Here is a 24,497-nt window from a genome sequence, read left to right on the forward strand (position 1 = left end):
ACAGCCCAATTTTATAGTTTCATATAAAGATTTTTTAAGATCCTAAAATTCATGTTACATTTTGCGACAGAAAAGGACAGAGAAAAAGGATTTGGCACATGCCCGTTTCACTATTTAACATCGGTCTCTATTCTCTCTTGGCAACCTTAAGTATGATCGTTGGCGGTTTCGCTGCAACGATTTATCGCCCTAGTGATAAATTGACCAGTGCAGCACAACACTTCGCTTCTGGTGTGGTTTTGGCAGCAGTAGCAAAAGAACTTATTCCCAAATTAGGCGCTAATCAACCCCTACCGGCTCTAATCATTGGTTTTTGTTTCGGCATTTTCAGTATGCTTGTTCTTAAATTATTTGCCAACAAACTAACAGAGAAAGAGACAGAGCAAACTGGTGTTTCACCCGGTTTAGTTACGACCGTTGGTATTGATTTATTCATCGATGGGGTTTTGATTGGCATCGCTTTTTTGGCAGGTACACAAAGCGGTCTTCTCATTGCCATTGCTTTAGCCTTGGAAATTCTTTTTTTAGGGGTGTCTACAACAGCCGCCTTGGGCAATCGTGCTGTTAGCATAAAACTCCGACTTCTGATTATTATCCTTCTTGCTTTACTGATTCCACTAGGGAGCATAACTGGAGCTGGCCTATTATCCCAATTGCCGCCAGCGGTGACCGAGGGACTCTTGGCCTTCGGGGTAGCTGCTCTCCTTTATTTAGTTACTGAGGAATTACTTGTCGAAGCGCATGAAGGATCAATTGAAACCCCATTCATTACAGCAAGTTTCTTCATCGGCTTTTTATGCATTTTGCTGTTAGAAAACATGACGGCTTAATACAAGACTATTCACGGTTCGGTAAACATATAAAATAGAATCAAGAGTCTTATATACAATTTTACTCTCAATAAGCTATAATGTCTTAATTCAAAGGTAAGAGTTGTACTAACCCCTTGTGTGTGTTGACAAATTCTAACACATTGTGCATGATCATCGTCTTTTTTGACATCTTATAATGAGTGGAGATTTCTAAGTGGCAAATATTAAATCAGCGATCAAGCGTGCCCGCCAAAACGTAAAATTGCGTAAACATAACGCCAGTGCGCGTTCAATGTATCGTACCTACGTTAAAAATGTGATTAAAGCCGTTGAAGCCGGCGATCAAGAAGCCGCTCGCGCTGCCTATGCCAAAGCACAACCTATCATCGACAAAGCAGCTGGTAAAGGCCTAATTCACAAAAATAAAGCTGCTCGCATAAAAAGCCGTCTTTGTGCCCGCGTTAAGGGAATGGCTGCTTAATCCTATCTTTTCCGTCGCTCTAGTCTGTACACACTCCGAACCGGCCCCCCGGTTCGGTTTTTTTTAGGGAAATAAACAAAATTATCCTCTTGTGTGGTTTATCTCCAGAGAGGTTTGGCGTTTCAATCCTGACTTATGGTCAATAAAGATTAAGCAAATAATCAGCAATAGCGGCATCAAAATGTCCATCCAAAACCACGAACCTGCGTTACCAATGGTGTAGTTGCGTGCGACTAGGATCTGTGCGGCGTGCCCTAAAGCATCACCCCATAGCCACAGTGTATTCCCAATAACCGTGGCTAGACGAAAACCAAAACTTGCTTTAAATGCGAGGATAGCGATAACGCCAAAACCCAAATTGGCCATTGCTACCTCAAACTGAAAGGGACTATTTTGCCACCCTATTTGCTCGGCGGTAAAGTTAGGGAAAAAAGCATGCATGGCAAAAGCGTAAATTGCGGTGACGCCCAAAGGTAAGAGACTCAACCAGCGAAAACTGATCTCAAAAAAAGATAGTTGTCGGTCCACCAAACAATTAATCAAAATCATCAACACAGCTAAAGCCAACATGGCTAAACCAAAATTACCGAGGATAAGTCCTATTAAATTCGGCATTGTCATTCCTCTCTGATTGTTGCCCTAATAGGGAGTTACTCATTATTAGAGCTTAAATTTACAGGCAGTGGGTTAGTAATCTCCTGGTTTAATTGCTCATAAGCACGCTTCGCTGGTATGTATTGTGGGAATTGATTCATTATCCGATCCAAGATCATACGTGATAGTGTTTCATCTCCACGATTCCATTCATTTAAGGCATCGAAATACATCATATTAGCAGATTGACCAGCTAAAACAGGTGTTGGTTGAATGATAACTGGTTCGATGAAACTTAAACGTTCTTGTTGTTGTGCATCAAGCCAATTCAGAACCTTACGTGCTTGTTGACTGCCATTGGCACTCGCCAGTTGCAATAAACGTTTACCTTCATCAGGTTTTTGTACACCATCAATACCCTCTATATTAAGCAAAGCCAATTGATACTGCGCATAAGCATTATTATTTGCAGCCAACTCTGTATATAATTGCGCTGCGGCTTGACTGTCTTTGACCACCCCTAATCCATATTGATACATGCGAGCAAGTGCCAGTTTTGCCTTTTCATTTCCCTTTTTTGCAGCCTCTTCGTAATACTTAACGGCATTGGTAAAATCAAGCTTGGTGGCAACACCTGTCTCAGAAAGCAACCCTAACTGATATAGCGCTGCACTATCACCCAGAGCCGCAGCCTTTTTATACCAATGCAGAGCTTGTTGTTCATCACGTTTACCAGCAAAACCATTAAAATAGAACGCTGCGAGTTGAGTCATTGCTTGCTTATGACCTAACTCCGCTGCTTTGCTGTAGAGGGCCTTAGCTTTGGCATAATCAACAGGCACTTCTTTACCATCTTCATAAATTAACCCCAAATTGAACTGGCCGATCTTATCACCCTTTTGCGCGGCCATTTGGTAGTTTTCTAAAGCTTTTTGATAATCATCATCGACAGTATCGTAAACGAAGCCAAGAGCAACTGCCGCACGAGGATAATTGGATCGAGCTGCGGTATACCATTTTTTTGCCTCAGTATAATCAGGTTCTTTGCCTACTTTACCAAGTTGATACAAACGACCTAATAAATATTGGGCAACAGGCTGACCTTGTTCTGCAGAAGCGAGATACCATCTTGCGGCCAGTTCCGTATTAGACTCGCCACCTAGTCCCTTATCATAGAGGAATGCAAGCTTTAACTCTGCTTCCTTGTCACCTTTTTCGGCAAAATGCTGATAAATATCCCTTGCTTGCTGCATTTTCTCTGGATTGTCTGCCTGGGCAAGATAGTAATCTGCGAGAAGCAGGCCAGCAGTACTATTGCCAAGTTGACGCGCTTTATCTAACTCTTGTATGAAATCCTCACCGGCATCATGCTTTAAAACAGCAAGATTAAGATCGGCATAAGAAAAACCTGAATCAGCTGCTTGCTGCAACAATGCCTTTCCTTTTTCCAGATCTTTATTAACACCTAAGCCTTGAGCATAATAAGTTCCGAGAATAAAAGAATTAACCGGATTTAAACCAGCTTGTTGATACCAGTATAACGATTCAACATCGTTAGTAGGGACAGCAATCCCTCTTTCAAACATAATGCCTAACAAGAGAGCAGCATAGCCATTCCCTCTATTAGCCTCCTCTTTTGCAACTTCAAAGGCTTGATGTTGTTTCTTTGGATCCCCATCCATTGCATTGTAGAAGGCCAATGGCAGATTCGCTTCCGCGACGCCCTCTTTAACAGCTCCCTCATACAAACGTTTAATTAATTGCATGCGATTTTGCTTGGCTGCAACACTTAAGCCTCCGTTCTTCTGCTTCACTAAATACTCAGCTAAACGGAATTGCGCCGGACCATAATGATTCGATGAGGCGAGATAATACATGGACGTTGCTTGCTGAGGATTGGGTTGGATAACCATGTTGCCTGCCGGGTCTTTAAATCCCTTTTCATAAATGTTAGCCAGTGCATATTGCGCGTAAACATTCCCTTTGAAAGCAGCATCAGTGAGCCAATTAAGCCCCTGGTTATAGTCTACTGGGTCTGTTTTTCCTTCCAGATATATAATACCCAAATTATATTCAGCACGGACATCTTGTTGCATGGCTGCCAACTGATAATAAGTGATTGCTTGCGGAATATTTTTAGCTACTGCCACACCATAATGATAGAGTTGGCCTAATTCGAACTGAGAAGCAGATTCACCTAAAATCGCCTGGCCATATAATTTACTCAAAACCGCTTGCACATTGGCCTGATGTTGCCATCCTCTCGTCATTTCTTCAAAATAATCAAATGGTTGAGGGTCACCACTCACCGGATAGGGTAATCCTTCTTCAACCATAGAAACTCTTGGAGGATGAGCTAATGCCAACGATTCATGTTGTTGTAGTGCTACAATTTGTGGATCTAGAGGGTAGCGTTGGAACAAAAAGGAAGTAGCATCATCAGGATTTAATGCCGGCGCAATCATATCAAAATACTCACTGATGGCAATTTGTTTAGGCCCCATCATAGTGAAACGCGGCTTATAAAGCTCCGTGCGAGTGACAGCTTGCATTTGCGGAGCCGCATTATAATTATTTTCCTTTAATGCACGAGGATTCCTCCAGGCATTATAGATACCACCTAAACGATAGCCATCAATATCAAAATGTTTACTCTTATCATTACTTAACCATTTGGATACTTCTATCGCAGGATTTAATTTTGCTTGCTGAGCGAGCGTCTCTTTTGCTTTTTGTTGCCATTGTTCAGCCAACTGTGGGGAAGCCGCAACACCAATCCCCTCCTCATACATATGAGCTAAGGCCTCTTGTGCTTCGGCAGAACCGTTGCGAGCAGCTTGTAACATCCACATAAAGCCGGTTTTAGGATTGTATAATTTATTTTTATCATCCAAGTACAAACCAGCCAAAGCAATTTCAGCTTGCGTATCATTGGCGGCCGCAGCTTTGGTGTACCAATCTTTCGCTGCTTCCATATCATTTTTTACCGCAGCCAACGCACCTAATTTCCGTATGGCTGGTAAGTATCCCTGGGCTGCAGATTTATGTAGAAGGTCAGTAGACAAAATTTCATTGCGAGGTACCAAGCCTCCAGTAGCATGTAATTCTGCTAATTTTAACTGCGCCTTTGGATTCCCTTGTTCGGCTGATTTATTTAGCCAGATTACACCCAATTTTTTAGTTCTTGAGTCACGACTCTCAAGAAAATGTTCACCTAAGGCGTATTGGGCTATTGCGTTACCGCGTTTGGCTGCCTCAATGAAGTAACGTCTACCAGCATCATTGGGTTTGGTACCAAATCCAAATAGGTTAGCAGCAGAACAATATAATTGTGCACTAAGATCACCTGCTGCAGCCGCCTTTTTAAACCAATACAATGCTTTTTCTGGATCATTTGCAGCAATCAAATTGTAACGTGCAAGTAAAAGTTGCGCCGGCAAAACCCCTTTTTCTGCAGCTTGCTCAAAATAACGCAACGCCAATGCATTATTTTTTAATTCACCATAGCCATACAAACGCATTCGACCTAAATAATAGTCAGCAATAGGATCTTGACCTGATTGAGTGATGAGTGTCTGGGCCGCAAGAGGATAGTTCCCTTGGCGGTATGCCTCTAGGCCATTAGCCGCATATACGACCTGACTTCCGGTTGCTGCAACCAGACAAAACCATGTTGCAAATGATTTCATGGTAACTCCCCTCTTCTCTAGTACCGCTGTTAATCACGGTTTACTGCGCAGGAATAATGCCATAATGCACAACTGCCCTTAGTGCGCCACTTCTGGTATTGCTACTTACTATCCAGTAATTACCTCGATTATTTAAACCATACCGCACATTGGTATATTCACACACTCGCAGGCTTTCGGCACAATCCACTATCTTGCCATACTCTTCCTTACCATCTGGAACGGTACAAATAAATTTAACCTTTTTCTCGGTAGTGGATAGTACCGCCCACTGACGTGCATTAATCGAGTGATTCATATACATCGTACGTGAGCTTTCTTCATCACGCATTTGGTAAAGATTAATCTTTTGATCCAATGTGTTAAATATGAAATACATTGACTGTCTTGGACCCGCCTCTCCAGGAAGCAGATGCAACGTTTTTAAATCAAATTGAAAGCCTGTGTCATAGCAACCAAGCGGATTTCTATTGTCTTCTACTTCCTTAGATTCCTTGGCAGCATTTCCGGCACCCATTCCTACACACAGGGCAGATAATAAAACAATATTCTTAAGCATTGGCGTTTTTGTTTTCATTTCTTCTTCTCACTTGCTGTGGCCATGATAGGACGAATAATCACTTTCGTACCCAATTTTTGCGTTTTATCATTGGTTAAGTCTATGAAGTGATGGTTCATCCATTTCGCATCTTCGGTAAACATTCGTACACAACCATGACTTGCTCTGTGACCTGGAATATCCTCTGAACCATGCAAAGCAAACCCTTTATGGAAGTACATGCAATAAGGCATTCTTGCCCCTCCACGACCAATGGGGAAAACGTTGGAACGACATTTCTCATTTTCTCTACTGAAGAAATGGAAAATTCCAGTCATCGTTCTGCACGTTTTACTGCTGCGATCCGAACAAATATCACTACCCGAGGAAATAGGCCCCCATCTCACTAATTGCCCATCGGCACCATAAGCCGCCCAAGCCAATTTATCTTGATCAACAACCACGAGTTTTTCACCTTCAGTATCAACTTCTAAAGGAAAAGGTGAAAAATCAAATAGGGTCTTATTGACTAGATTGCGGGGAACAGCGATTTCTTTGCCAGCCCAAAGATGGTTATATGTACGATTGATACGCTGCACAATATCTCGCTGCTGTGGATCAGGGAAGAGTTTTTCCCATGTTTGCCCACTACCAACTTTGATACACTCGTATTGTGGGTACGCACACAGCCCGGTACCATAATAACTATTTGCATTTACTAGAAATGCAGGTATCATCAGTGCAATCACTTCTAGAAATTTCTTCATCGTGATTCCCCTACTCTTTACAATATAACGTTTCCAATGCAAGAAACGTGCTTAAAATACAAAACTTATATTCCTAAGGTAAATTCCTTGCCGTCGGCGATATATCGAAACAAGCAGTTACCTTCTAAGTTCTATTTCGGTCATCTGTTTAAAAAGTTTAGAAATTGTTTTTATTTTGTGTTTCAGAAGTATGTCGTTTCTCCATCCGCTCCCTTAGCTGAACGTTCAAGTTCATTTTTTTGCACCCACCTGCATTCGTTGGTAAGCTTAAATAGAGTGGGAAAAAATAGTGATATAAACCATGGAATGGATGGACCAGACACGTCAGTATATTGGTAGATTATTAGGCCAGTGTGGTCTTGACCCACATGAAGCAGCCTATCACGTCATTGCCGATCTTCCTGGCGCCAGAGTACGCAAATACCTCAATAAAAATGAAAAATCCGAACTTAATCTGCTTATCATCCCTGCCCCTTTTAAACAGGTCTATATCTGGGATCTGATGCCGAATATAAGTGTGGTACGTCAATTTCTAAGCCGAGGGATCAATGTCTACGCGCTTGAATGGACATTACCAACCCAAAGAGAAGATGATTTTGGTTTGCTTGAGTACGCTCATCACTTGCCTATGGCCGCCATAGAGGTGATTGAAGCAGAGAGCGGAGGGCGCGTTCAAATTATTGCGGGTCACTCACTTGGAGGAACGTTTGCAGCTATTTTTGCGACCTTATTCCCAGAACGTTTGCAAAAACTCGTTCTTATTGATTCACCCCTTGCATTCGGCGAGCATGGCGGCCCCATAGCTAATGCTGCAGCAGCCATACCTTCACTGGAAACACTTCATTTATTGGTTGGAAGCCCTGTTCCAGGTTCTTTTATCAATATTCTGAGTGTTTCCGCCTCACCTGAAGTTTTTCAGTTTCAGCGTTTTACTGACCTTACCGCGAGTTGGTTTGATCCCCAAGCTCTAGAAATTCATACTCGCGTTGGACGTTGGACATATGACGAGTTGCCTTTGCCATGGCATCTCTTCGAAGAAACCATTGAACAGCTCTTTCGCAAGGATCGATTCCTCAAGGGCACTCTACAAATCGGCAACCGCCGCACAGGTATCACTAAATTAAAAACGCCTACACTAGCCATTATTAATCCTCCTGGGAAAGTCGTCCCACCCAACTCCTTGTTGAAGGCATTGGCAATTGTCCCAAACCTTCCAGTAGCGGTTCTTACGTATCAAGCCGACTATGGACCAATGTTTCAGCACCTTGGACCACTGGTTTCTCCGCTGGCACACAAAGAACTATGGCCACAAGTCTTGGATTGGGTGATGGAGTATTCTTAACACCTATATAACCATACTCTCTAGAGTCTGTTGACATTTCATCTCCCCCACCTACGTGCCGCGACTTGTTCGCGGCACGTAGGCGGGGGGTAAATTGTCAACACACCCTAATATCAGGGATGGAAATGTTGATAGATTCGCTTGGCAAGCTCCTCATTAATCCCGCTCACCTTAATGATTTCAGTGATAGAAGCGCGAGCCAATTCACGCAGACCACCAAAACGACGCAATAACGCTTGTCGTCGCTTAGGCCCTACCCCTTCTATTGTTTCGAGAGACGATTCAAGGGTAGCATGCTGGCGCTTCTTTCTATGTGCGGTGATCGCAAAACGATGCGCCTCATCACGTATGTGTTGCAGTAAGTGCAAGGCAGGTGAGTCAGCGGGCAAGCTAATTTCTCTCTCCTGCGTGAGCAAGATCAAACGTTCCCAACCGGCTTTTCTTTCCGGACCTTTGGCGATGCCCAATAAGGTTATTGTTGTGATTTGTAGTGCTTCAAGAATACGCTTTGCGACAGTAACTTGCCCTTTACCGCCATCAATGACTAGGACATCAGGTAAGCGTTGCTCTTGTAGTAAACGTTTAAATCGGCGGGTAATCGCTTGCTCCATGGCTGCATAATCATCTCCCGGGGTGATGTCATGAATATTAAAACGTCGGTAGTCGCTTCTGCGCGGACCCTCTGCATCAAAGACGACACAAGAAGCCACGGTTGCTTTGCCTTGCGTATGACTGATATCGAAACATTCCATGCGTTGAATAGCCTCTTTTCGTTGTAGCAATTCAGCCAATGCCTCATACCTCTTTTTCATGGTCACAGAAGAAGCAATAAAATCAGCAACCGCCAAACGCAAATTGTTATGAGCGAAATCTAACCAGCGAGCTTTTACCCCTCTTGGTTTTGTTTGGATCTGGCAGGCCTTTCCTCGCAATTCACCTAACATCGTTTGCAGCGCTTCAATATCCGCGATTGGTTGGTGAGTCACGATCAAAGCAGGAATTCGTTCGGGAGTGTCAATATAGTAGAAAGCAACAAAAGCCTCAAAAACCTGTTGCCACAAGTCATTTTCGACTTGTTGATCTTCAATAAATTCACGATGGGGAACGGACGGAAAAAAGCTTTGGCTTGCCAAGACACGACCATCACGGATTGTTACGCATTGAATGCATGCAAAACCTGGTTGTGCCTCGATGGCAATGACATCAGCATCCCCTCTTAATTGCACAATGCCTTGCTGCTCTTGGATTAATCGTAGGCTTTTGATTTGATCGCGTAAAATTGCTGCTTCTTCAAAAGCCAAGCGTGCTACAGCTTGCTCCATTCGTTTAGCCAGCTCTTCTAAAATCAGTTGTGATTTCCCTTGCAAAAAACGAGTCGCGTCATTAACAGATTGCTGATAATCCTCAGGAGAAATGTAGCCAGTGCAGGGGGCACTGCAACGTTTGATTTGATATTGTAAACATGGTCGGGAACGGGCGTTAAAATAGCTGTCACGGCAATTGCGGATCTTAAACACTTTTTGGATGGTGCTCAGCGTATCGCGAACTGCAGCGACGCTGGGATAAGGCCCATAAAACTCACCTTTTTGCGGCTTTTTTTTGCTGCGGTAAAGTTCCATGCGTGGAAAAATATGTGTACTTACGTGGATATAAGGATAAGTTTTATCATCCCGCAATAGCACATTGTATTTGGGTCGCAGCGTTTTAATTAGATTGCTTTCTAATAACAGTGCCTCTGTTTCACTGCGTGTAATAGTCACTTCAATAGAAGCTATCTGGCTAACCAGTGAGCGTGTTTTAGCACCAGTATTTTGCTTACTAAAATAGCTATTGACTCTCTTTTTTAAGTTGCCAGCTTTTCCTACATATAGTACCGTCCCTTCTTTGTCTATCATGCGATAGACGCCTGGGTCGTTCGTAAGATTGGCTAAGAAAGTCGTTATGTCCGTGAAGTGTATATTTTCATTCATCTATAAAATTATAACAGCATAAAATATAGAATAGACCAGGGGCTGTTGACAGCCCCCTATTCGTCATGCAGGGCGTCATTGGGCTGCTCAATAACACGATGTTTCATGGCTAGAAATGTTAGCTCGACATCATTTTTTATTCCTAATTTTTCAAACATACGATATCGATACCCATTAATCGTCTTGGAGCTTAAAAATAACCTATCCGCAATGTCTTGAACGGTCATGCCACTGGTGATCATTAACATCACCTGCATCTCGCGTTCGGATAATAAATCAAAAGGAGACTCCTGAGGTGCTTCTAAACTACTGATCGCCATTTTTTGTGCGATCTCAGCACTGAGATATTTTTCGCCCTTAGCCACTTTCCGTATGGCTGCTGCCATTTCTTCCGCACCCGACTCTTTTGTCAAGTAACCCATGGCGCCTAGTTGTAGAACACGTGTAGGCATAGGTTCACTACATACCGCCGTCACAGCAATAACTTTTATTTGAGGATGCGTTTTCTTAAGCCGTCTTGTTACTTCCCAACCATCTATGCCTGGCATTTTCATGTCTAACAACACAACATCAGGCTTATGTGATTTGACTAACGTCAAAGCTTGTTCACCACTCTCGGCGTCAGCCACCACCTCTACATCAGGCAGATCTTCCAATAATCGTCGAATCCCCATTCTTACTAGGGCATGGTCATCAACAATTAGAACTTTAATCAAGCGATGCTCCTTGACTCACGGCCAATGAACACAAAACATGCATCGATATTAGCAAGAGTAATCAATCATTACAATTGGTGCTGATTTATCGTTCAATTAACCTTGATTCCTTGTTAATTTGCTAAAACGTCCCCTAACATTACCTGCCTCATCAAAAGGAAGGACCAGGAATGTTCAACTTTGAGTATAGTCCACATTTTGAGGTCCCCGCTATAAAGATAAAGGGACTAGGGGGCCCCTAACAAGCCAAAATGTGAATACTGGGGTTATCCTTATCCACAGGAAAGAAAGGTGGATACTCACCTAATTCTTGGGCACGATCCATAAGTCTCACAATGTCAGCTTCAACAAAATCATAAAGCTCTTGATAACTATGAATGACGAAGTAAACGCGTTGCAGCATATCTATACGGTAAGGTGTGCGAAATGCAACAACTGGGTCGAAAAGTACACGCATAGCGGCATCGCTTTCGACGCTATAAGGCGTTTCACTGATTGAAGACAAAATACCTCCACCATAAGCTCTCAAACCTTGGTGCGTTTTAATTAATCCGAATTCTACTGTAAACCAGAAAAGACGTTGCAGAAGAGGCCATCTTTCCTCAGGCAGGCTTAAAACCTTACGGGCATAATTACAAACAAAATCAGCATAGACAGGATGGGTTAGCATAGGGCAATGCCCAAATAGCTCATGAAAAATGTCCGGCTCTTTAACATAATCAACTTCTTCTTCACAGCGAATAAACGTCGCCGCAGGAAAACATCTCTCAGCTAAAAGTTGAAAAAATTCACGTGCAGAAATTAATGCGGCAACAGGCGCCACTTCCCAGCCAGTTAGAGCCTTAAGACGACGAGTGATCTCTGGCAACTGGGGTATTCTTTGAGGTCCAAGATCAAGCATTTCTAAACCTTGGATAAATTCATCACACGCTCTTCCAGGTAAAATTTTTATCTGACGTTCATAAAGTATTTGCCAAATCCGATGCTCTTCATTTGAATAATCCACCATACCCTGGGCATCAGGTTGATGAGCAACATAACGACTGACAAATTCCATGAGAACTCCTAGATGCTATTACCAGTAAACTTGGATCACTTAAATTATAGCGCTTTACACTGAAGCGCAATGGTCTTAAAGCCTAGATTTCTTTCAATGAAATAATTGTAAGTTTAGGTGATTATTATGGCGACTTCTCGCTTCGTAAAATTTGCGATATCGGGATAAACGTTTCTGTCATATCACCCGTTCGACGCTGTTCCCCTTTCCATGCATGACCATAAATCACTTCATAAGTAAGAGGATATTTACCCTCTTTGGTAAGCAATTCTTTATAGGCTTTTTCAAAATCTAACCAAGCATTCTTTCCTGTCAATCCTTCATTACGCTTGGGATTAATATTGCGCACCCCCTGTGCTTTTAAATTGGCTAATAACTGTTTTAAATTACCATAATGTACAGTTATTAACTCCATGTCAACCACTGGATCAAGAAAACGCTCGTGTAATAAACAATCACCAATATCATGCATATCCATAAATTCATTCGTATGAGCATGGTGGTCATCGGCTAATCGCCAAGCTTGTTTTAGTTCTTTGAACGTATCTGGACCCAAGGTTGAGAACATTAAACAGCCTGCAACGTTCATAACACGATTTAATTCACGGATAACCATGTCTAATGACTCAGACCAATGGATAGCCTGATTAGCAAAAATGAGATCAAATGCCCCTGTAGCAAATGGAAGTGCTGTCATGTCGCCATTGACTAAAGACCATTTGCGCCGCCAGCTTTGCTTTTTTCGAGACTCTAGTAACATCGCCTGTGCTAAGTCCAAGCCAATGATTTCAGCTTTTGGGTAACGCTTTTTCAGTTGTAGGGTAAAAAGACCTGTGCCGCAACCCAAATCAAGAACATAGCGAGGATTAATTTTTAAATAATGCAAACGTTCGAACAAACGCTGACCAATCTCATTCTGGATTTTGGCAGCTTGTTCATATTCTGCTGCATGCTTGTTAAACGTATTGCAAATTTCGGCTTGGAGATTCATCATAGAGGCGCAAGTAAAAGGATAGGAAGCCAACTCTCGTGTATCATAAATTGGGCAGTATATCACAAATGTTACGTTTGCCCTCGGTATGTATCGTTTGTTATCGCTATCATCGTGAACCTTATGCCGTTTGCAAACGTTGCATAACACTCTTCACACGACTAGGACCAGCTTGTCATTATTGTGCTTTTCCCTTACTCGATGATCAGTTTTTAGTATGTGGGCGTTGCAGCAGAACAAAACCAAATTTTGATCAAACACTGATCGCATATCGCTTCGAAGAACCATTGCGCACTTTATTGCATGACTATAAATACAATGGTGCACTCTTTCTGCGTCATTTCTTGGTTAAATTAATGCTGGATGCGCTCCCTAGGCCTGAAATACAAACACAATGCCTGGTTCCAGTTCCCTTACACCCTAAAAGGTTGCGCGAAAGAGGGTTTAATCAAGCTGCCGAGCTTTGCAAGCTACTCGCAAAACATTTGAACATTCCGTGTGAGTTAACCTTGTGCAGAAAAATTCACCACACTGCACCTCAGGCCCAACTGAGTGGAAAAGAACGAAGGCGAAATTTACGTCATGCCTTTGCGGTAAAACCTCAGCAATATAAACATATTACTTTAGTGGATGATTTACTCACCACTGGCAGCACTGTTTCGGAATTAACCAAGCTCTTCAAAAAACAGGGAGTACACCGTGTTGATGTGTGGTGCTGTGCGCGTGCTACGTAAAATATCGCTGAGCGTCATTTAGCAGCAGTTGCACCAAAAGAACAAGAAACGCAATCACGAATAAACGATGTAGCAGAATCTCCATCTCAACAGAAACCGGCTGCCCGCGAACTTTTTCAATTAAGGCATACACAATTGAACCACCATCGAGACCGGGGATAGGAAATAAATTTACCAAACCAACTGCGAGGCTGAAACTTGCAATGAAACTTAAAAAAACCGCTAGCCCCTGCAAAAAAGAAGTGGTGGAAACTTCCAATAGACCGATTGGTCCAAGAAGTACTGCAAACGGGAGCACTCCAGTCAGTAATTGCTTGATCATGACTAAAAAGAAAATGAGTAACTGCATGGATTTGGTGACGGCATGGTAAAAAGCATATCCCAATGGCTCTCTTTTTATCTGAATAGCATGTGTGGATGGATCAGGTACAATTCCCAAGCCTTTTAGTAAGGAGCTATCTTGCTTTTGGTAATACCATCGGCTTAGATCAATCGTCGTGTTTCGTAAGACTCCTTCCCTATTACTAACAACAACAAGAACATTCTTTTTACCAAGAGACATAATCACCCGCATCCCCGCTTCTTGCCATGAATGGATTTCTCTGCCATCGAGAGCCACAATCCGATCCCCTGCGTTTAGGCCCGCTTCTGCTGCAACGCTCGTAGGAACGATAGATTGAATAATGGGTGGAATTTCGCGGTAACCGATGGAGAACATAATGGTAAACGCTAACAACGCAGTAATTAAATTCGCCAAAGCTCCAGCGATTAGAATGCTAATACGCATCCAAACAGGTTTTTTGTCAAAACAATATTTTAATTCTTCGGGGGATACGGTTTGGGTACGCGAATTGAGCAGGTGCACATAACCGCCTAACGGCAAAATACCCCAACCCAATTCATAACCTGATTTTGTTCTCCAGGTAAATAAGGGTCTGCCAAAACCGATAAAAATGCGTTGAATTTTTACAGAAAAAATTCGTGCAGCGATAGCATGGCCTGCCTCATGAATCCCTACAACCAAAATTAGGGTTATAATAAACGCAAGCACACCCCATACCATTAAAACCCCCGTTAGCGTGTATTATCGACTACCAATTGTAAAACTGGATGCCCTCGTTTACCCTTCAACTCATGCCCATGCCTGTAAACTTCAAAAGTCCGATAGGGTTTAGATGTTTCGCTATCAACAAGCTCTACCTCATCTCCATTCTCATCCACCAACGTTACAGTGAGATGCATCTCCCGAAATTGTCCAATATGGTATCGTTGTTTAAATAAGCGTAGCACGGTTAACAAACTTTCGGCCGCTTCTTCACTATTATGTTGACCTTGAAAAATGATTTCCATTCTAAAAGCTCCCTATCAGGAAAGATTTCCTGAGCAAAGTGCTTGCTCTTGTTAGCGGCCAAAAGAAAAACTACTTGAGTTTGTGGTGCAGATAGGGCCTACGCATGATATTTACCTAATTTCGACGTCCCGCGGTCAAGCCGCGGGACGTCGATGTCAAGTGTTTTTTCATGCGTAGGCCCTAATAGCAAAGGATAAAAGTCTATAAATTCTAAAGTTAATGGTTTACAATCCCAAGATTATTCTGCTGCTATTTTTAAATACTCTATGTTCGTTGCCTGTGGACTAAATCACAAGACTGCTCCGCTCAATGTGCGCGAAAAAGTCGCTCTGCCTTTGCCTATGCAAGAGACTTTGCTCCACAATTTAATTGAATTGCCTGCAGTGAATGAGGCAGCTATTCTCTCGACATGTAACCGCACAGAAATTTATTGTGATACTGAGGAACCCGATAACATCGCTACTTGGTTAGCAGAGCAGCATCAATTAGCCCCTGAATTACTATATATTCACCATGGACATCATGGTATTCGCCACACGCTACGCGTTGCAAGTGGTTTAGATTCCATGATGCTGGGTGAACCGCAGATTCTTGGGCAAATGAAACAAGCTTATCAGCATGCTTGTCAATTAGGCACAGTGAAAACCAATTTGCGTTATGTTTTCCAGTATATTTTCAGCGCCAGTAAACGGATACGCAGTCGCAGTGGTATTGGTAACAACCCGGTTTCCATTGCTTACGCTGCGGTACAACTTATTGGCGAGCTATTTTCAGATTATCAGACGTTGAACGTTTTTATCATTGGCTCAGGTGAAACCTCTTCCCTCGTCGCCAGATATTTATATAAACAAGGTGCAAGGCATTTTGTTATTGCTAGCCGCACAACCGACAATGCCAAACAACTGGCAGCCGTTTTTGGGGGAAAAGCCTTAACGATTGGCGATATACCGCAATACCTTCCTCAAGCTGATGTCATTATTTCGGCCACTGCTTGCCCGCTGCCATTCATCAATAAAAGTCTGGTGCAACATGCTTTAACCAAACGCGATGGAACACCGATGTTTTTCCTGGATTTAGCAGTACCCAGAGATATCGAAGCAGATGTTGCCGAATTAGACAACATTCATCTATATAATATTGATGACTTACAATCAATGATTGAAAAAGGTATGGACGAGCGTCGTGAGGCGGCGTTGCAGGCTGAACAATTGATAGAAAGCGAGCTTGATAATTTCATTCGTCGGCACCGTTCATTGCGAGCAAAGAATCTCATTTGTGATTACCGTGCTTATATGCAAAATTTGGCGCAGCAGGAATTACAACGGGCTCAGAGTAAATTATCGGCTGGCCATGATCAAACGATGGTGCTTAAGGAGTTTTGTGAACGCCTGGTCAACAAATTAACCCACCATCCAACTGTCGGTTTACGCCATGCAGCTTGGGACGGACGAGAAGAACTGCTCGATTTAGCCCAATATTTATTTAATCCTTCTATCAACCCATTTCCATATGAAAAAATCGATTGAATTGAAACTCGAGCAAATGCTTGAGCGTTTCCAAGAAGTTGGGCGTTTACTTTCTGAAGCCTCAGTGATTGCTGACCAAAATCAATTTAAACAGTTATCTAAAGAGTATGCGCAACTAGAGCCAATAGCCAATTGTTATAACGACTATGTGCAAGCCCGCAATAATCTGACATCTCTACAAGAACTAGCAGCCGGCGATGACAAGGAATTAGCTACCATGGCAGCTGAGGAAATTGATGCAGAGGAGAAAGCACTTAACAAATTGGAAGAAGAATTACAGTGGCATCTGATTCCGAAAGATCCCGACGACACCCGTAATATTTATTTGGAAATTCGGGCAGGTACTGGAGGCGATGAGGCGGCGATTTTTGCTGGAGATTTATTTCGTATGTATCACCGTTATGCGGAGACTCAAGGTTGGCAGGTTGAAGTGATTAGTGCTAGCCATGGAGAACATGGGGGCTATAAAGAAATTATCGCCCTCATCAGTGGAGGTTCCGTTTACTCACAATTAAAATTTGAATCCGGAGCCCATCGTGTGCAGCGCGTCCCAGAAACGGAGTCTCAAGGACGTGTACATACGTCTGCCTGTACTGTCGCTGTCTTGCCTGAACTCGAAGAAATTGATGATGTTGATATTAGCCCTGATGAATTGCGTATCGATACCTATCGGTCTTCTGGGGCTGGAGGTCAGCATGTTAATAAGACAGATTCAGCTATCCGTATCACTCATTTGCCAACGGGCATTGTCGTGGAATGCCAGGATGAGCGCTCCCAGCATAAAAATCGTGCCAAAGCAATGGCCTTGCTTAAAACCAGACTTCTGGATGCAGAATTAAGTAAACAACGTCAACAGCAAGCCGAAACGCGCAAATCCCTGGTTGGGACTGGGGATCGTTCCGAGCGCATTCGCACCTATAATTTTCCTCAGGGCCGTTTGACCGATCATCGTATTAACTTGACGCTTTATCAATTGACTGATGTGATGGAAGGTCATTTAAATCCAGTCATTGATGCATTACAACGCGAGCACCACGCCGAATTGCTCGCTGAATTGGGCCACCATGATGGAGATTAAAGATGTACTGACACATGTGGTAGACCAGCTTAAAGCGCATAGTGCTAGTCCACGGCTGGATGCAGAGATTTTACTGGCACATGTATTGATGAAAAACCGTAGCTTCCTCTATGCCCATGCCGATGCAGAATTAACGCAAGCACAGTGGCAAACCTATCAACGTTTGATTGCTCAGCGAATAGAAGGCGTGCCTATTGCATACTTAACAGGTGTACGTGAATTTTGGTCACTGCCTTTAAAAGTCTGTGAGGATACGCTTATACCACGACCTGAAACTGAGCTTCTTGTTGAACTTACGCTAAGCCTGCTCGCAGATAAAACACAAGCAAACATTCTTGATTTGGGTACAGGCAGTGGCGCCATTGCTCTCGCATGTGCATCAGAACGGCCTTGCTGGCAAATAACCGCTTGCGATTGCAGTCAGGGTGCCATCCAAACCGCTGAAGAAAATGCTGCTCGCTTAAATTTAACCAATGTTTTTTTCTACCATTCTGATTGGTTTGAAAACATCACAACGCAATCTTTTTTTGATGCCATTGTGGCAAACCCCCCTTATATTGCGGTAAATGATCCACATTTAAGTGAAGGAGACGTTCGCTTCGAACCACAGCTTGCTTTGGTTAGTGGTGATGACGGCCTCACAGCGATAAAACATATTATTAAACATAGTCTTGCTAGGCTTAAGCCTGGCGGGCTATTATTATTGGAGCATGGTTTTGATCAAAAATCCAAAGTAACGTCTATGCTTAAGGATTATGGGTATTTAGAGATTCAATGTTGGCAAGATTGGCAAGGCAATGACCGTGTTAGTGGTGGCCGGCGAATAATTAGTTGATGACCGAGATGATTTTTGATATAACCTTAGCCCTTTTCGATCATCACGCCCATATGGCTTGTTGATAGGAATGCAATAGCAGGAGGCTTAGATGCCAGAACCAATAATCGATTCACCCAAAGAGAGAAAACGAAACGTGAAAAATGACGCCGTAAGCAGCATGGGAATAGCTCCCTATCAGGAAACCGCTGGCGAAGAATACATGAACGAGAAACAACTCGCTCATATCGAGAAAATATTGCTTGCTTGGCGCCAATCACTGATGGAAGAAGTGGATAAAACTGTCATTCATATGAAAGATGAGGCGGCAAATTTCCCGGATCCCTCTGATCGCGCCAGCCAAGAAGAAGAATTTAGCCTTGAATTAAGAACGCGTGATCGGGAAAGAAAACTCATTAAAAAGATCGAAGATGCCTTGGAAAGACTACGCGATGAAGACTTTGGTTATTGCGAAGCCTGTGGCATTGAAATCGGATTACGACGCTTGGAAGCACGTCCTACAGCTACGTTGTGTATAGATTGTAAGACTTTGTCTGAAATCAAAGAACGTCAAAATCAAGGCGGGTAAATTTGCAAGTTACAAATCAAGCCCTGCGCTGGATAATCTTTTTCTATATTCCACATATTCTCTAATACATATACACCTATGTAGCCTGGATGGTCGCTTTAGCGAACATCCGGGATCATAAAGGAGAAATTACAGTAATCCTCGACATTCCCCGGTTGCCGCTAAAGCGTCAACCAGGCTACCTCTTACTGTCTAAAAAACCTCCATTTTCAATTTCTTGATTGTTTTCTGCCCTGTTGCCTCAATAGAACCTGTTGCCGAAGGACAAAAAATATACTGAGTCGTTGCCTCAGAATAGGTGTTGCTTTTGAGAGGTTTTGTTGCGATTAAAAAATAATTGCTATTGAGCCTGGTGGGTGTGTGGGCGAGAAGCCTGTGAGTGTGGGCAATAACTGTGAATAACGTCTTTTTGTTATTCATGGTTTTGTCCACACGTCCCATAGGGCACAGGCTGGTCCGAAGGACTCGTCCATCATATCCACAGGCTTTATGTTCCTGTCTTTTTACAATATTGAATAAGACTTTCATTAAAGAGCCTTTCTTTGTTTTACATGTTGAATATTCACTAATCTAAATATTAATTTTAGCTTTTTTTGAATCTTTTTTTGCAAGTCAAACGGGTCGAGTGTATTAAAGGTCTCTTGTAATTTTGTTTTCTGAGCGAGAGTAAGACCATTCGACGTCATCAGTCGCTGATAGGGCGTTTGGGGTTGATCATATTTTTTGATTACACGGGATTGAATTCGTACTTTGTCAATGAGCTTAATGCAAGGATAGAAAAAATTAAATAACAAGGAGACTTCGTTAGAATATAAGTCATTCATAAGCTCAACGAGCTTTGGATTACCAAAACGATGATAACCAAACAGTTGACGCACATGAGTCCAGTTCTTTTGTTCAACATGTGCATTATCGTCTTTTTTATAAGGACGAGAGCGAGTAAATTGAACCGCTTTTTGTGGGTCCCGCTCAGTAAAATAATGAATGAGATGCCAATTGAGAAACTCTGAGCCGTTATCACAATCAAACCCTTTGATTTCAAAAGGTAAATTTTTTTCTATGTCTTGAATACCCCCCAAGACACCATGAGCTCCTTTATTCCAAGTGGCCCGCATTTCTGTCCAGCCACTAAAATATCCGTCAGCGTAATAGACCAAACAAAATCACCGGCTAGTGATGCTCCACAATGCGCAACGCTGTCGGCCTCCATAAAACCCACTTCGTTAGTATTCCACTGATTCGTATTGACTGGAATTTGATTCCTGAGAATACTTCCAGGCTTTGTTCCACTTAAGCCTTTTCCATAGCGAGTTTTAACAGGCTTGAGTAAGCGATCAATTGTAGCAGCGCTCATGGTTAGCAGTTGAGAGGATATCTCCGCCGCTAAAGGCTCATAATGATTTTGATAATGAGGTAACCATAAGGGAAGAGCTCTCTTTAATCGTTTACCACACATCTGATCCGTGCCAAGCCATATCTTTTTTAAAGGCTCCAGCAATATGGATGGGTCATAGGTCTTCTTTTTTCCAACTTTCTTCGGACTTTTATCAGAAATGGGTAACTGTCTTAATAAACGAGCTGCTGCTTTGCGATGATAATGATGCGTCTCGCAAAATTCATCCAGAATGCGTTTTTTTAACGCTCTATTGCCTCGTTGATAGCGGATACGCTGTATTTTTAGATACAAATCCATATTCACTTGCCCCATTTCTGTTCCTCTCGCTCGGCAACAGCCATATTGAGGCAACGAAGCAATTTATGGACTTATTTACGTCATCCTTCGGCAACAGATAATTTGAGGCAATTCGTGCCACTTAGCCATTTTAAATGCTTAATGTTTGCGTAATATTCAGATGATACAATTAATTATCATAAGTATTGTAGTTATCAGGTTACTCAAATGGCTTATACGTTAACAGACTGGTGGACAGATCTTAAGAACGATCTAGAAAAATTGGAAACTAAACCATGGGTTGATGCTGCTCGCAAAATGGCTACTGATGGGATTCAAATAGAATTTGAGGCGGGTCAGTGGCATAAAACAGCGGCAGAAACTCTTGGATCTAACATTGATAATGCTGCAAAAGATTTAGGCAAATCTTATTCCAATAGCAAAAGTAAAAAGGATGAGGGCTTACCCAACGTAAATGACCCAGAGCAATTTTTGTTTGCTGTTCTCTACTACAACCACCTTCTTCGTTATAAAAAGATTGATTCGAGTACCACTGGCGTTACTGTTAGAGGAGCCCTTTTGTCGGGTGTCCGAAAAGAGAATGATCGCGTAGAAGAGAATGCCACAGAGATCAAACGAAGAATTGATACTTATTGTAGAAACGAGGAAAATCTCGCTAAGATTAAAACAGCTTTTCCCGGAATTACCATTCAGCAAGGCGATTCAACTGATTCAATCATCAAACAGTCAGCGAATTGGATTAAAACGCAGACTGGAAAAATAGTGCCTCACATAGAAGAGGATAAAGAGGATGAAGATATAGGGGATCTACCATTAGATGTAGAGGATAAAACAACGTCAGAAACACAACCTAAAGTTGCCGAAGAGAGCGCTCCATCTGAAGTCTCCACAACCATTGCTAAGCACTTAACTGATATGTTTAATTCCAAGGGACAATCGGCTGCAGGGGTCGGAGAAGTCATTGCTGAAATCGACAAAGTAAATACTCGTATTACTAAATTGATTCAAGAAAAAACAAAAGCATCGATTCAAGAAAAGAAAGAAGCGAAAGTATCGATTCAAGAAAAGAAATTGGTTCAAGATAAAGCAAAAAAAGCAAACGAGGAAACATTAGAGCAACAAAGCAGTAAAAAAGTAGGCATTGAAAGAAAAATGAAGGCCATGCAAGGTCTAATAGATGCAGTAGAAGAAAATGACAAATCCGGAAACACAAAAACGTTCGCAGACCTCCTTAATGAGCATAAAAAAGATTTTCTGTTTTTAATGCCTACTAAAGAAGGGGCGCTTTTGGAGGAAAAGATAGCATCACTACAAAACCCTACTTACTATACTTCTCTAGGGAATGCATTCTCGAGCGTTACTCCAACATTCATACAAACTGCAAGTTCTCGTGTGCTACCTAAGACTCAGGACCGTGATTGTAAAGATACACTTAAAGACTCAGCACAAAATTATTTAAACAGACTGCGCCAAGAATTGGATACAGTTGAAAAAACAATAGAGAGCTCAAAGAAAGAATTAGATACAGCCGAAAAAACGATAGAGAGGTTAAGTAAAGAATTAGCTACAGTCGAAGGAGCAATAGAGGATTTAACTAAAAAATTAGCTCCTGACGAAACAATACCTGTAGCAATAGACGCAGAGGATGATAAAAAATTACAGGATTCCTTAGCTAATGCAACCATTGACGATCTAGAAAAAACACAGAAAGCCAATGAAGTCATGAAAGACGTTTTGCAAGAATATCAACAATTATTAAAGGAGGCTGAAGAGCACAAGGAACTCCTACTGCAAGCTAAAAGCCACGAAGCCGCTTTGGATAAAGTTATCGAATGGCATGATGATTGGTTCGTTAAACTGTCTAACTGGTTAGCCGATAACATATCAAGCTGGTTTAAGACAGATACGGCTGCAACCATTGACGAAGCACATGAAACTAAAAAAGAGTTACAAAGCAAGAAAGAAGAGTATGAAAGAACTTTTGAAGAAAAAGTAAGTAAAGTACGTCAAGAGGTGTTGCCCAAGATTACTGGCGCAGAAGAATCTTTACATGAAAAAATTCCTTCTCTCCCAGCAGATGGCGACCATCCTCCGCTAGGTCAAGATGCCCTCGAGAAACTGAAGGATAAGACAGCGATCGAGGCTTTCAGGCATGTAAAAACGATGTTTTCTGAAACAAAGCCAAAGGAGTCTGCTGAGATAGAACAACATGAAGACAAGAAAACATTTCACTAACTCCGGGTTTTACGAGAGCGTTTTACCGAACTGTGTCATCCTCGCGTGGCATTGTTGCGTGGATAAATTAGAACAAACAAATTGCCGTCATTGCGAACGAAGTGAAGCAATCCAGTACGGAGCTTTGTTCAAGTTTCGCTCTGGATTGCTTCGCTATCGCTCGCAAAGACGAATGTTTCTACATCCGAATTTATCCACGCAACAATGCCACGCGGGAATGACACAGTTAAAGGTTTTACTCTTGTAAAATCAACTCCACCTTCTCAGCATATTTGGCAACAGCGCCTTTATTGGCTTCAAGGACTTGAGTAGCATTTCTAACCAGAGCTTGCCTTCTGGTTTCATCCTTGTGGAGAATAAGAATCCTGTCAATTAACTCCTCAACATCTGCAACCAATTCGATCGCATGAGCTTCCTGCAAATCACGGCAAATGGTTTTAAAATTATGAACATGAGGACCACTAAAAACCGGAACGTTCATCGCTATGGGCTCAAGAACATTGTGTCCCCCCACAGGAACAAAACTACCACCCACGAATGCATAGTCACTCAGCTGGTAAAATCCTAATAATTCACCCAAACAGTCGAGTACCACCACATCGTTATTAGGGTTTAATGTTGCAACATTGGAGCGAAGACCCGTGTTAAATCCCATTTGCACACTTAATTCATAGATTTTGTGAAAACGCTCTGGATGCCGTGGGGCAATCAAGAGAATTAGATTGGCGATATGGGTTTGCAGCTCTTTTAATCGTGATAAAATCAGTTCCTCTTCATTATCATGGGTACTGGCAACCATCAGAACAACGCGGTCCTGCCCCCACTTCTGTTTTAATTCGGCAAATTTTTCACCATTAATATTCTGTGTTTGCAGGTCGAATTTCATATTTCCCAATACCAAGACCTTGTTTGCTGGAGCACCAAGCGCTATATATCGCTTAGCATCATCTTCGCTTTGAGCAAGAATCTGATCAAATCGTTGCAATACGGGTTTAAAAAGACATGTTGCCTTCCGATAACCTTGATAAGAACGCTCTGAGAGCCTGGCATTCACAATGAATAGGGAAATATTGGCCTGCTGAGCGTAAAACCCTAGATTTGGCCATAGCTCGGTTTCCACAAAGATAGCTACTTTAGGTTGATTTTTTTTATAAAAACGGCGTACCACCCAAGGTAGATCATAAGGTACATATTGATGTGTAACCTTATTACCAAAGCGCTGCTGTACCCGCCCCGAACCGGTAGGGGTCATTGTCGTGACCAACAGCTTGTAACCTTTGTCCAGAAAATGATCAATGAGCGGGGTTACTGCAATCACTTCTCCTAAAGAGACAGCATGGACCCATATATCGAACTGCTCCGGCTTTTTTGCATTCAAGGCGAAGCGCTCCGAAATTCGTTGTCGATATGCAGGCGCTTGTTTTCCTTTCCACCATAAACGCAGCAATAAATAGGGTGTGAGCAAATACAGCAAAAGAGAATAAATCTGGCGCATCACTTATCCGGCTTAAAAAAAGGAC

General features: G+C 42.4%; 23 protein-coding genes. 9 read left to right on the forward strand and 14 right to left on the reverse strand.

All coding sequences use genetic code 11. The annotated features are described in order from the left end of the window. The first annotated feature begins 98 nt into the window (after positions 1–98). Both CKV79_RS09900 and rpsT read left to right on the forward strand, forming a co-directional pair. Positions 99–830, forward strand: a complete 732-nt coding sequence (locus CKV79_RS09900; protein WP_028372670.1) for a ZIP family metal transporter — start codon at positions 99–101, stop codon at positions 828–830. 196 nt (positions 831–1,026) lie between these two features. After that, positions 1,027–1,293 (forward strand): 30S ribosomal protein S20, encoded by a 267-nt coding sequence (gene rpsT / locus CKV79_RS09905; RefSeq protein ID WP_028372669.1) that lies wholly within the window; start codon positions 1,027–1,029, stop codon positions 1,291–1,293. Positions 1,294–1,374: 81 nt separating this feature from the next. Here the strand turns inward: rpsT and CKV79_RS09910 are convergent, their stop codons facing one another. The 4 genes from CKV79_RS09910 to CKV79_RS09925 are packed head-to-tail and all read right to left on the reverse strand — an operon-like array spanning position 1,375 to position 6,881. Continuing rightward, positions 1,375–1,908: a DUF6790 family protein gene (locus tag CKV79_RS09910; protein ID WP_051546095.1), complete on the reverse strand. Its 534-nt coding sequence runs from the start codon at positions 1,906–1,908 to the stop codon at positions 1,375–1,377. A 35-nt stretch (positions 1,909–1,943) separates the two neighbouring features. Beyond that, positions 1,944–5,576, reverse strand: a complete 3,633-nt coding sequence (locus CKV79_RS09915) for an SEL1-like repeat protein (RefSeq protein WP_028372668.1) — start codon at positions 5,574–5,576, stop codon at positions 1,944–1,946. A 40-nt stretch (positions 5,577–5,616) separates the two neighbouring features. Further along, positions 5,617–6,153 carry a hypothetical protein gene (locus tag CKV79_RS09920; protein WP_028372667.1) on the reverse strand — a complete coding sequence of 179 codons (537 nt, stop codon included), beginning with the start codon at positions 6,151–6,153 and terminating at the stop codon, positions 5,617–5,619. After that, on the reverse strand, positions 6,150–6,881 hold the full coding sequence (locus CKV79_RS09925) for a L,D-transpeptidase (RefSeq protein WP_028372666.1): 732 nt from the start codon (positions 6,879–6,881) through the stop codon (positions 6,150–6,152). The genes CKV79_RS09920 and CKV79_RS09925 overlap by 4 nt, the downstream gene beginning before the upstream one ends. 310 nt (positions 6,882–7,191) lie before the next feature. Between CKV79_RS09925 and CKV79_RS09930 the strand changes: the two genes are divergently transcribed. Further along, a complete protein-coding gene (locus CKV79_RS09930) occupies positions 7,192–8,223 on the forward strand; it encodes an alpha/beta fold hydrolase (protein WP_035915127.1) in 1,032 nt (343 codons plus the stop codon). A 113-nt stretch (positions 8,224–8,336) separates the two neighbouring features. On the opposite strand, the gene uvrC is transcribed toward CKV79_RS09930, so the two are convergent. From uvrC to bioC, 4 genes are all read right to left on the reverse strand, one after another. Then, positions 8,337–10,193: an excinuclease ABC subunit UvrC gene (gene uvrC, locus CKV79_RS09935; protein ID WP_028372665.1), complete on the reverse strand. Its 1,857-nt coding sequence runs from the start codon at positions 10,191–10,193 to the stop codon at positions 8,337–8,339. 56 nt (positions 10,194–10,249) lie between these two features. Next, positions 10,250–10,909, reverse strand: coding sequence for a two-component system response regulator LetA (gene letA / locus CKV79_RS09940; RefSeq protein WP_028372664.1), 660 nt, complete (start codon positions 10,907–10,909; stop codon positions 10,250–10,252). 238 nt (positions 10,910–11,147) lie between these two features. Continuing rightward, entirely contained in the window at positions 11,148–11,966 is an 819-nt protein-coding gene (gene phhA, locus CKV79_RS09945) for a phenylalanine 4-monooxygenase (protein WP_028372663.1), read from the reverse strand. A gap of 124 nt (positions 11,967–12,090) precedes the next feature. After that, complete coding sequence (gene bioC / locus CKV79_RS09950; RefSeq protein WP_028372662.1) at positions 12,091–12,957, reverse strand: malonyl-ACP O-methyltransferase BioC; 867 nt, start codon at positions 12,955–12,957, stop codon at positions 12,091–12,093. Positions 12,958–13,025: 68 nt separating this feature from the next. Between bioC and CKV79_RS09955 the strand changes: the two genes are divergently transcribed. Further along, positions 13,026–13,691: a ComF family protein gene (locus tag CKV79_RS09955; RefSeq protein ID WP_231950098.1), complete on the forward strand. Its 666-nt coding sequence runs from the start codon at positions 13,026–13,028 to the stop codon at positions 13,689–13,691. Here the strand turns inward: CKV79_RS09955 and CKV79_RS09960 are convergent. Then, positions 13,684–14,754 carry a M50 family metallopeptidase gene (locus CKV79_RS09960; protein WP_028372660.1) on the reverse strand — a complete coding sequence of 357 codons (1,071 nt, stop codon included), beginning with the start codon at positions 14,752–14,754 and terminating at the stop codon, positions 13,684–13,686. The two genes, CKV79_RS09955 and CKV79_RS09960, sit on opposite strands and share 8 nt — an antisense overlap. Before the next feature lie 11 nt (positions 14,755–14,765). Then, positions 14,766–15,041, reverse strand: a complete 276-nt coding sequence (locus CKV79_RS09965; protein ID WP_028372659.1) for a hypothetical protein — start codon at positions 15,039–15,041, stop codon at positions 14,766–14,768. 267 nt (positions 15,042–15,308) lie between these two features. Here CKV79_RS09965 and hemA point away from each other — a divergent pair, with 267 nt between their 5' ends. From hemA to dksA, 4 genes are all read left to right on the forward strand, one after another. Continuing rightward, positions 15,309–16,568, forward strand: coding sequence for a glutamyl-tRNA reductase (hemA, locus tag CKV79_RS09970; protein ID WP_028372658.1), 1,260 nt, complete (start codon positions 15,309–15,311; stop codon positions 16,566–16,568). After that, positions 16,552–17,646: a peptide chain release factor 1 gene (gene prfA, locus CKV79_RS09975; RefSeq protein ID WP_028372657.1), complete on the forward strand. Its 1,095-nt coding sequence runs from the start codon at positions 16,552–16,554 to the stop codon at positions 17,644–17,646. Before hemA ends, prfA begins: the two co-directional genes overlap by 17 nt. After that, the gene (gene prmC / locus CKV79_RS09980) at positions 17,633–18,481 is read left to right on the forward strand and encodes a peptide chain release factor N(5)-glutamine methyltransferase (protein ID WP_028372656.1); all 849 of its coding nucleotides are present in this window, start codon (positions 17,633–17,635) and stop codon (positions 18,479–18,481) included. The genes prfA and prmC overlap by 14 nt, the downstream gene beginning before the upstream one ends. Before the next feature lie 91 nt (positions 18,482–18,572). Beyond that, a complete protein-coding gene (gene dksA / locus CKV79_RS09985; RefSeq protein ID WP_028372655.1) occupies positions 18,573–19,049 on the forward strand; it encodes an RNA polymerase-binding protein DksA in 477 nt (158 codons plus the stop codon). A 192-nt stretch (positions 19,050–19,241) separates the two neighbouring features. Here dksA and CKV79_RS09990 read toward each other — a convergent pair whose 3' ends face one another. From CKV79_RS09990 to CKV79_RS13925, 3 genes are read right to left on the reverse strand one after another with little or no spacing between them, the layout of a single operon-like run. Beyond that, entirely contained in the window at positions 19,242–19,577 is a 336-nt protein-coding gene (locus CKV79_RS09990) for a hypothetical protein (RefSeq protein WP_095141786.1), read from the reverse strand. Further along, positions 19,577–20,164 carry a hypothetical protein gene (locus CKV79_RS13920; protein WP_095141825.1) on the reverse strand — a complete coding sequence of 196 codons (588 nt, stop codon included), beginning with the start codon at positions 20,162–20,164 and terminating at the stop codon, positions 19,577–19,579. The genes CKV79_RS09990 and CKV79_RS13920 overlap by 1 nt, the downstream gene beginning before the upstream one ends. Continuing rightward, the gene (locus CKV79_RS13925) at positions 20,107–20,757 is read right to left on the reverse strand and encodes a hypothetical protein (protein ID WP_197697227.1); all 651 of its coding nucleotides are present in this window, start codon (positions 20,755–20,757) and stop codon (positions 20,107–20,109) included. The genes CKV79_RS13920 and CKV79_RS13925 overlap by 58 nt, the downstream gene beginning before the upstream one ends. Before the next feature lie 192 nt (positions 20,758–20,949). Here CKV79_RS13925 and CKV79_RS10000 point away from each other — a divergent pair, with 192 nt between their 5' ends. Beyond that, positions 20,950–22,977, forward strand: coding sequence for a hypothetical protein (locus CKV79_RS10000; protein ID WP_028373445.1), 2,028 nt, complete (start codon positions 20,950–20,952; stop codon positions 22,975–22,977). Positions 22,978–23,212: 235 nt separating this feature from the next. On the opposite strand, the gene waaA is transcribed toward CKV79_RS10000, so the two are convergent. Next, positions 23,213–24,472 (reverse strand): lipid IV(A) 3-deoxy-D-manno-octulosonic acid transferase, encoded by a 1,260-nt coding sequence (waaA, locus tag CKV79_RS10005; protein ID WP_028373444.1) that lies wholly within the window; start codon positions 24,470–24,472, stop codon positions 23,213–23,215. Between the last annotated feature and the right edge of the window lie 25 nt (positions 24,473–24,497).

The organism is Legionella lansingensis (assembly GCF_900187355.1).
GTDB lineage: Bacteria > Pseudomonadota > Gammaproteobacteria > Legionellales > Legionellaceae > Tatlockia > Tatlockia lansingensis.

Bases quoted from the DNA above. Each gene is read 5' to 3' on its own strand.
- CKV79_RS09900 (WP_028372670.1), top strand. From the start codon at position 99: ATGCCCGTTTCACTATTTAACATCGGTCTCTATTCTCTCTTGGCAACC.
- CKV79_RS09910 (WP_051546095.1), bottom strand. From the start codon at position 1,908: ATGCCGAATTTAATAGGACTTATCCTCGGTAATTTTGGTTTAGCCATG.
- CKV79_RS09915 (WP_028372668.1), bottom strand. From the start codon at position 5,576: ATGAAATCATTTGCAACATGGTTTTGTCTGGTTGCAGCAACCGGAAGT.
- CKV79_RS09920 (WP_028372667.1), bottom strand. From the start codon at position 6,153: ATGAAAACAAAAACGCCAATGCTTAAGAATATTGTTTTATTATCTGCC.
- CKV79_RS09925 (WP_028372666.1), bottom strand. From the start codon at position 6,881: ATGAAGAAATTTCTAGAAGTGATTGCACTGATGATACCTGCATTTCTA.
- CKV79_RS09930 (WP_035915127.1), top strand. From the start codon at position 7,192: ATGGACCAGACACGTCAGTATATTGGTAGATTATTAGGCCAGTGTGGT.
- uvrC (WP_028372665.1), bottom strand. From the start codon at position 10,193: ATGAATGAAAATATACACTTCACGGACATAACGACTTTCTTAGCCAAT.
- phhA (WP_028372663.1), bottom strand. From the start codon at position 11,966: ATGGAATTTGTCAGTCGTTATGTTGCTCATCAACCTGATGCCCAGGGT.
- bioC (WP_028372662.1), bottom strand. From the start codon at position 12,957: ATGAATCTCCAAGCCGAAATTTGCAATACGTTTAACAAGCATGCAGCA.
- CKV79_RS09955 (WP_231950098.1), top strand. From the start codon at position 13,026: ATGTTACGTTTGCCCTCGGTATGTATCGTTTGTTATCGCTATCATCGT.
- CKV79_RS09960 (WP_028372660.1), bottom strand. From the start codon at position 14,754: ATGGTATGGGGTGTGCTTGCGTTTATTATAACCCTAATTTTGGTTGTA.
- CKV79_RS09965 (WP_028372659.1), bottom strand. From the start codon at position 15,041: ATGGAAATCATTTTTCAAGGTCAACATAATAGTGAAGAAGCGGCCGAA.
- hemA (WP_028372658.1), top strand. From the start codon at position 15,309: ATGTTCGTTGCCTGTGGACTAAATCACAAGACTGCTCCGCTCAATGTG.
- prfA (WP_028372657.1), top strand. From the start codon at position 16,552: ATGAAAAAATCGATTGAATTGAAACTCGAGCAAATGCTTGAGCGTTTC.
- prmC (WP_028372656.1), top strand. From the start codon at position 17,633: ATGATGGAGATTAAAGATGTACTGACACATGTGGTAGACCAGCTTAAA.
- dksA (WP_028372655.1), top strand. From the start codon at position 18,573: ATGCCAGAACCAATAATCGATTCACCCAAAGAGAGAAAACGAAACGTG.
- CKV79_RS09990 (WP_095141786.1), bottom strand. From the start codon at position 19,577: ATGAAAGTCTTATTCAATATTGTAAAAAGACAGGAACATAAAGCCTGT.
- CKV79_RS13920 (WP_095141825.1), bottom strand. From the start codon at position 20,164: ATGCGGGCCACTTGGAATAAAGGAGCTCATGGTGTCTTGGGGGGTATT.
- CKV79_RS13925 (WP_197697227.1), bottom strand. From the start codon at position 20,757: ATGGGGCAAGTGAATATGGATTTGTATCTAAAAATACAGCGTATCCGC.
- CKV79_RS10000 (WP_028373445.1), top strand. From the start codon at position 20,950: ATGGCTTATACGTTAACAGACTGGTGGACAGATCTTAAGAACGATCTA.
- waaA (WP_028373444.1), bottom strand. From the start codon at position 24,472: ATGCGCCAGATTTATTCTCTTTTGCTGTATTTGCTCACACCCTATTTA.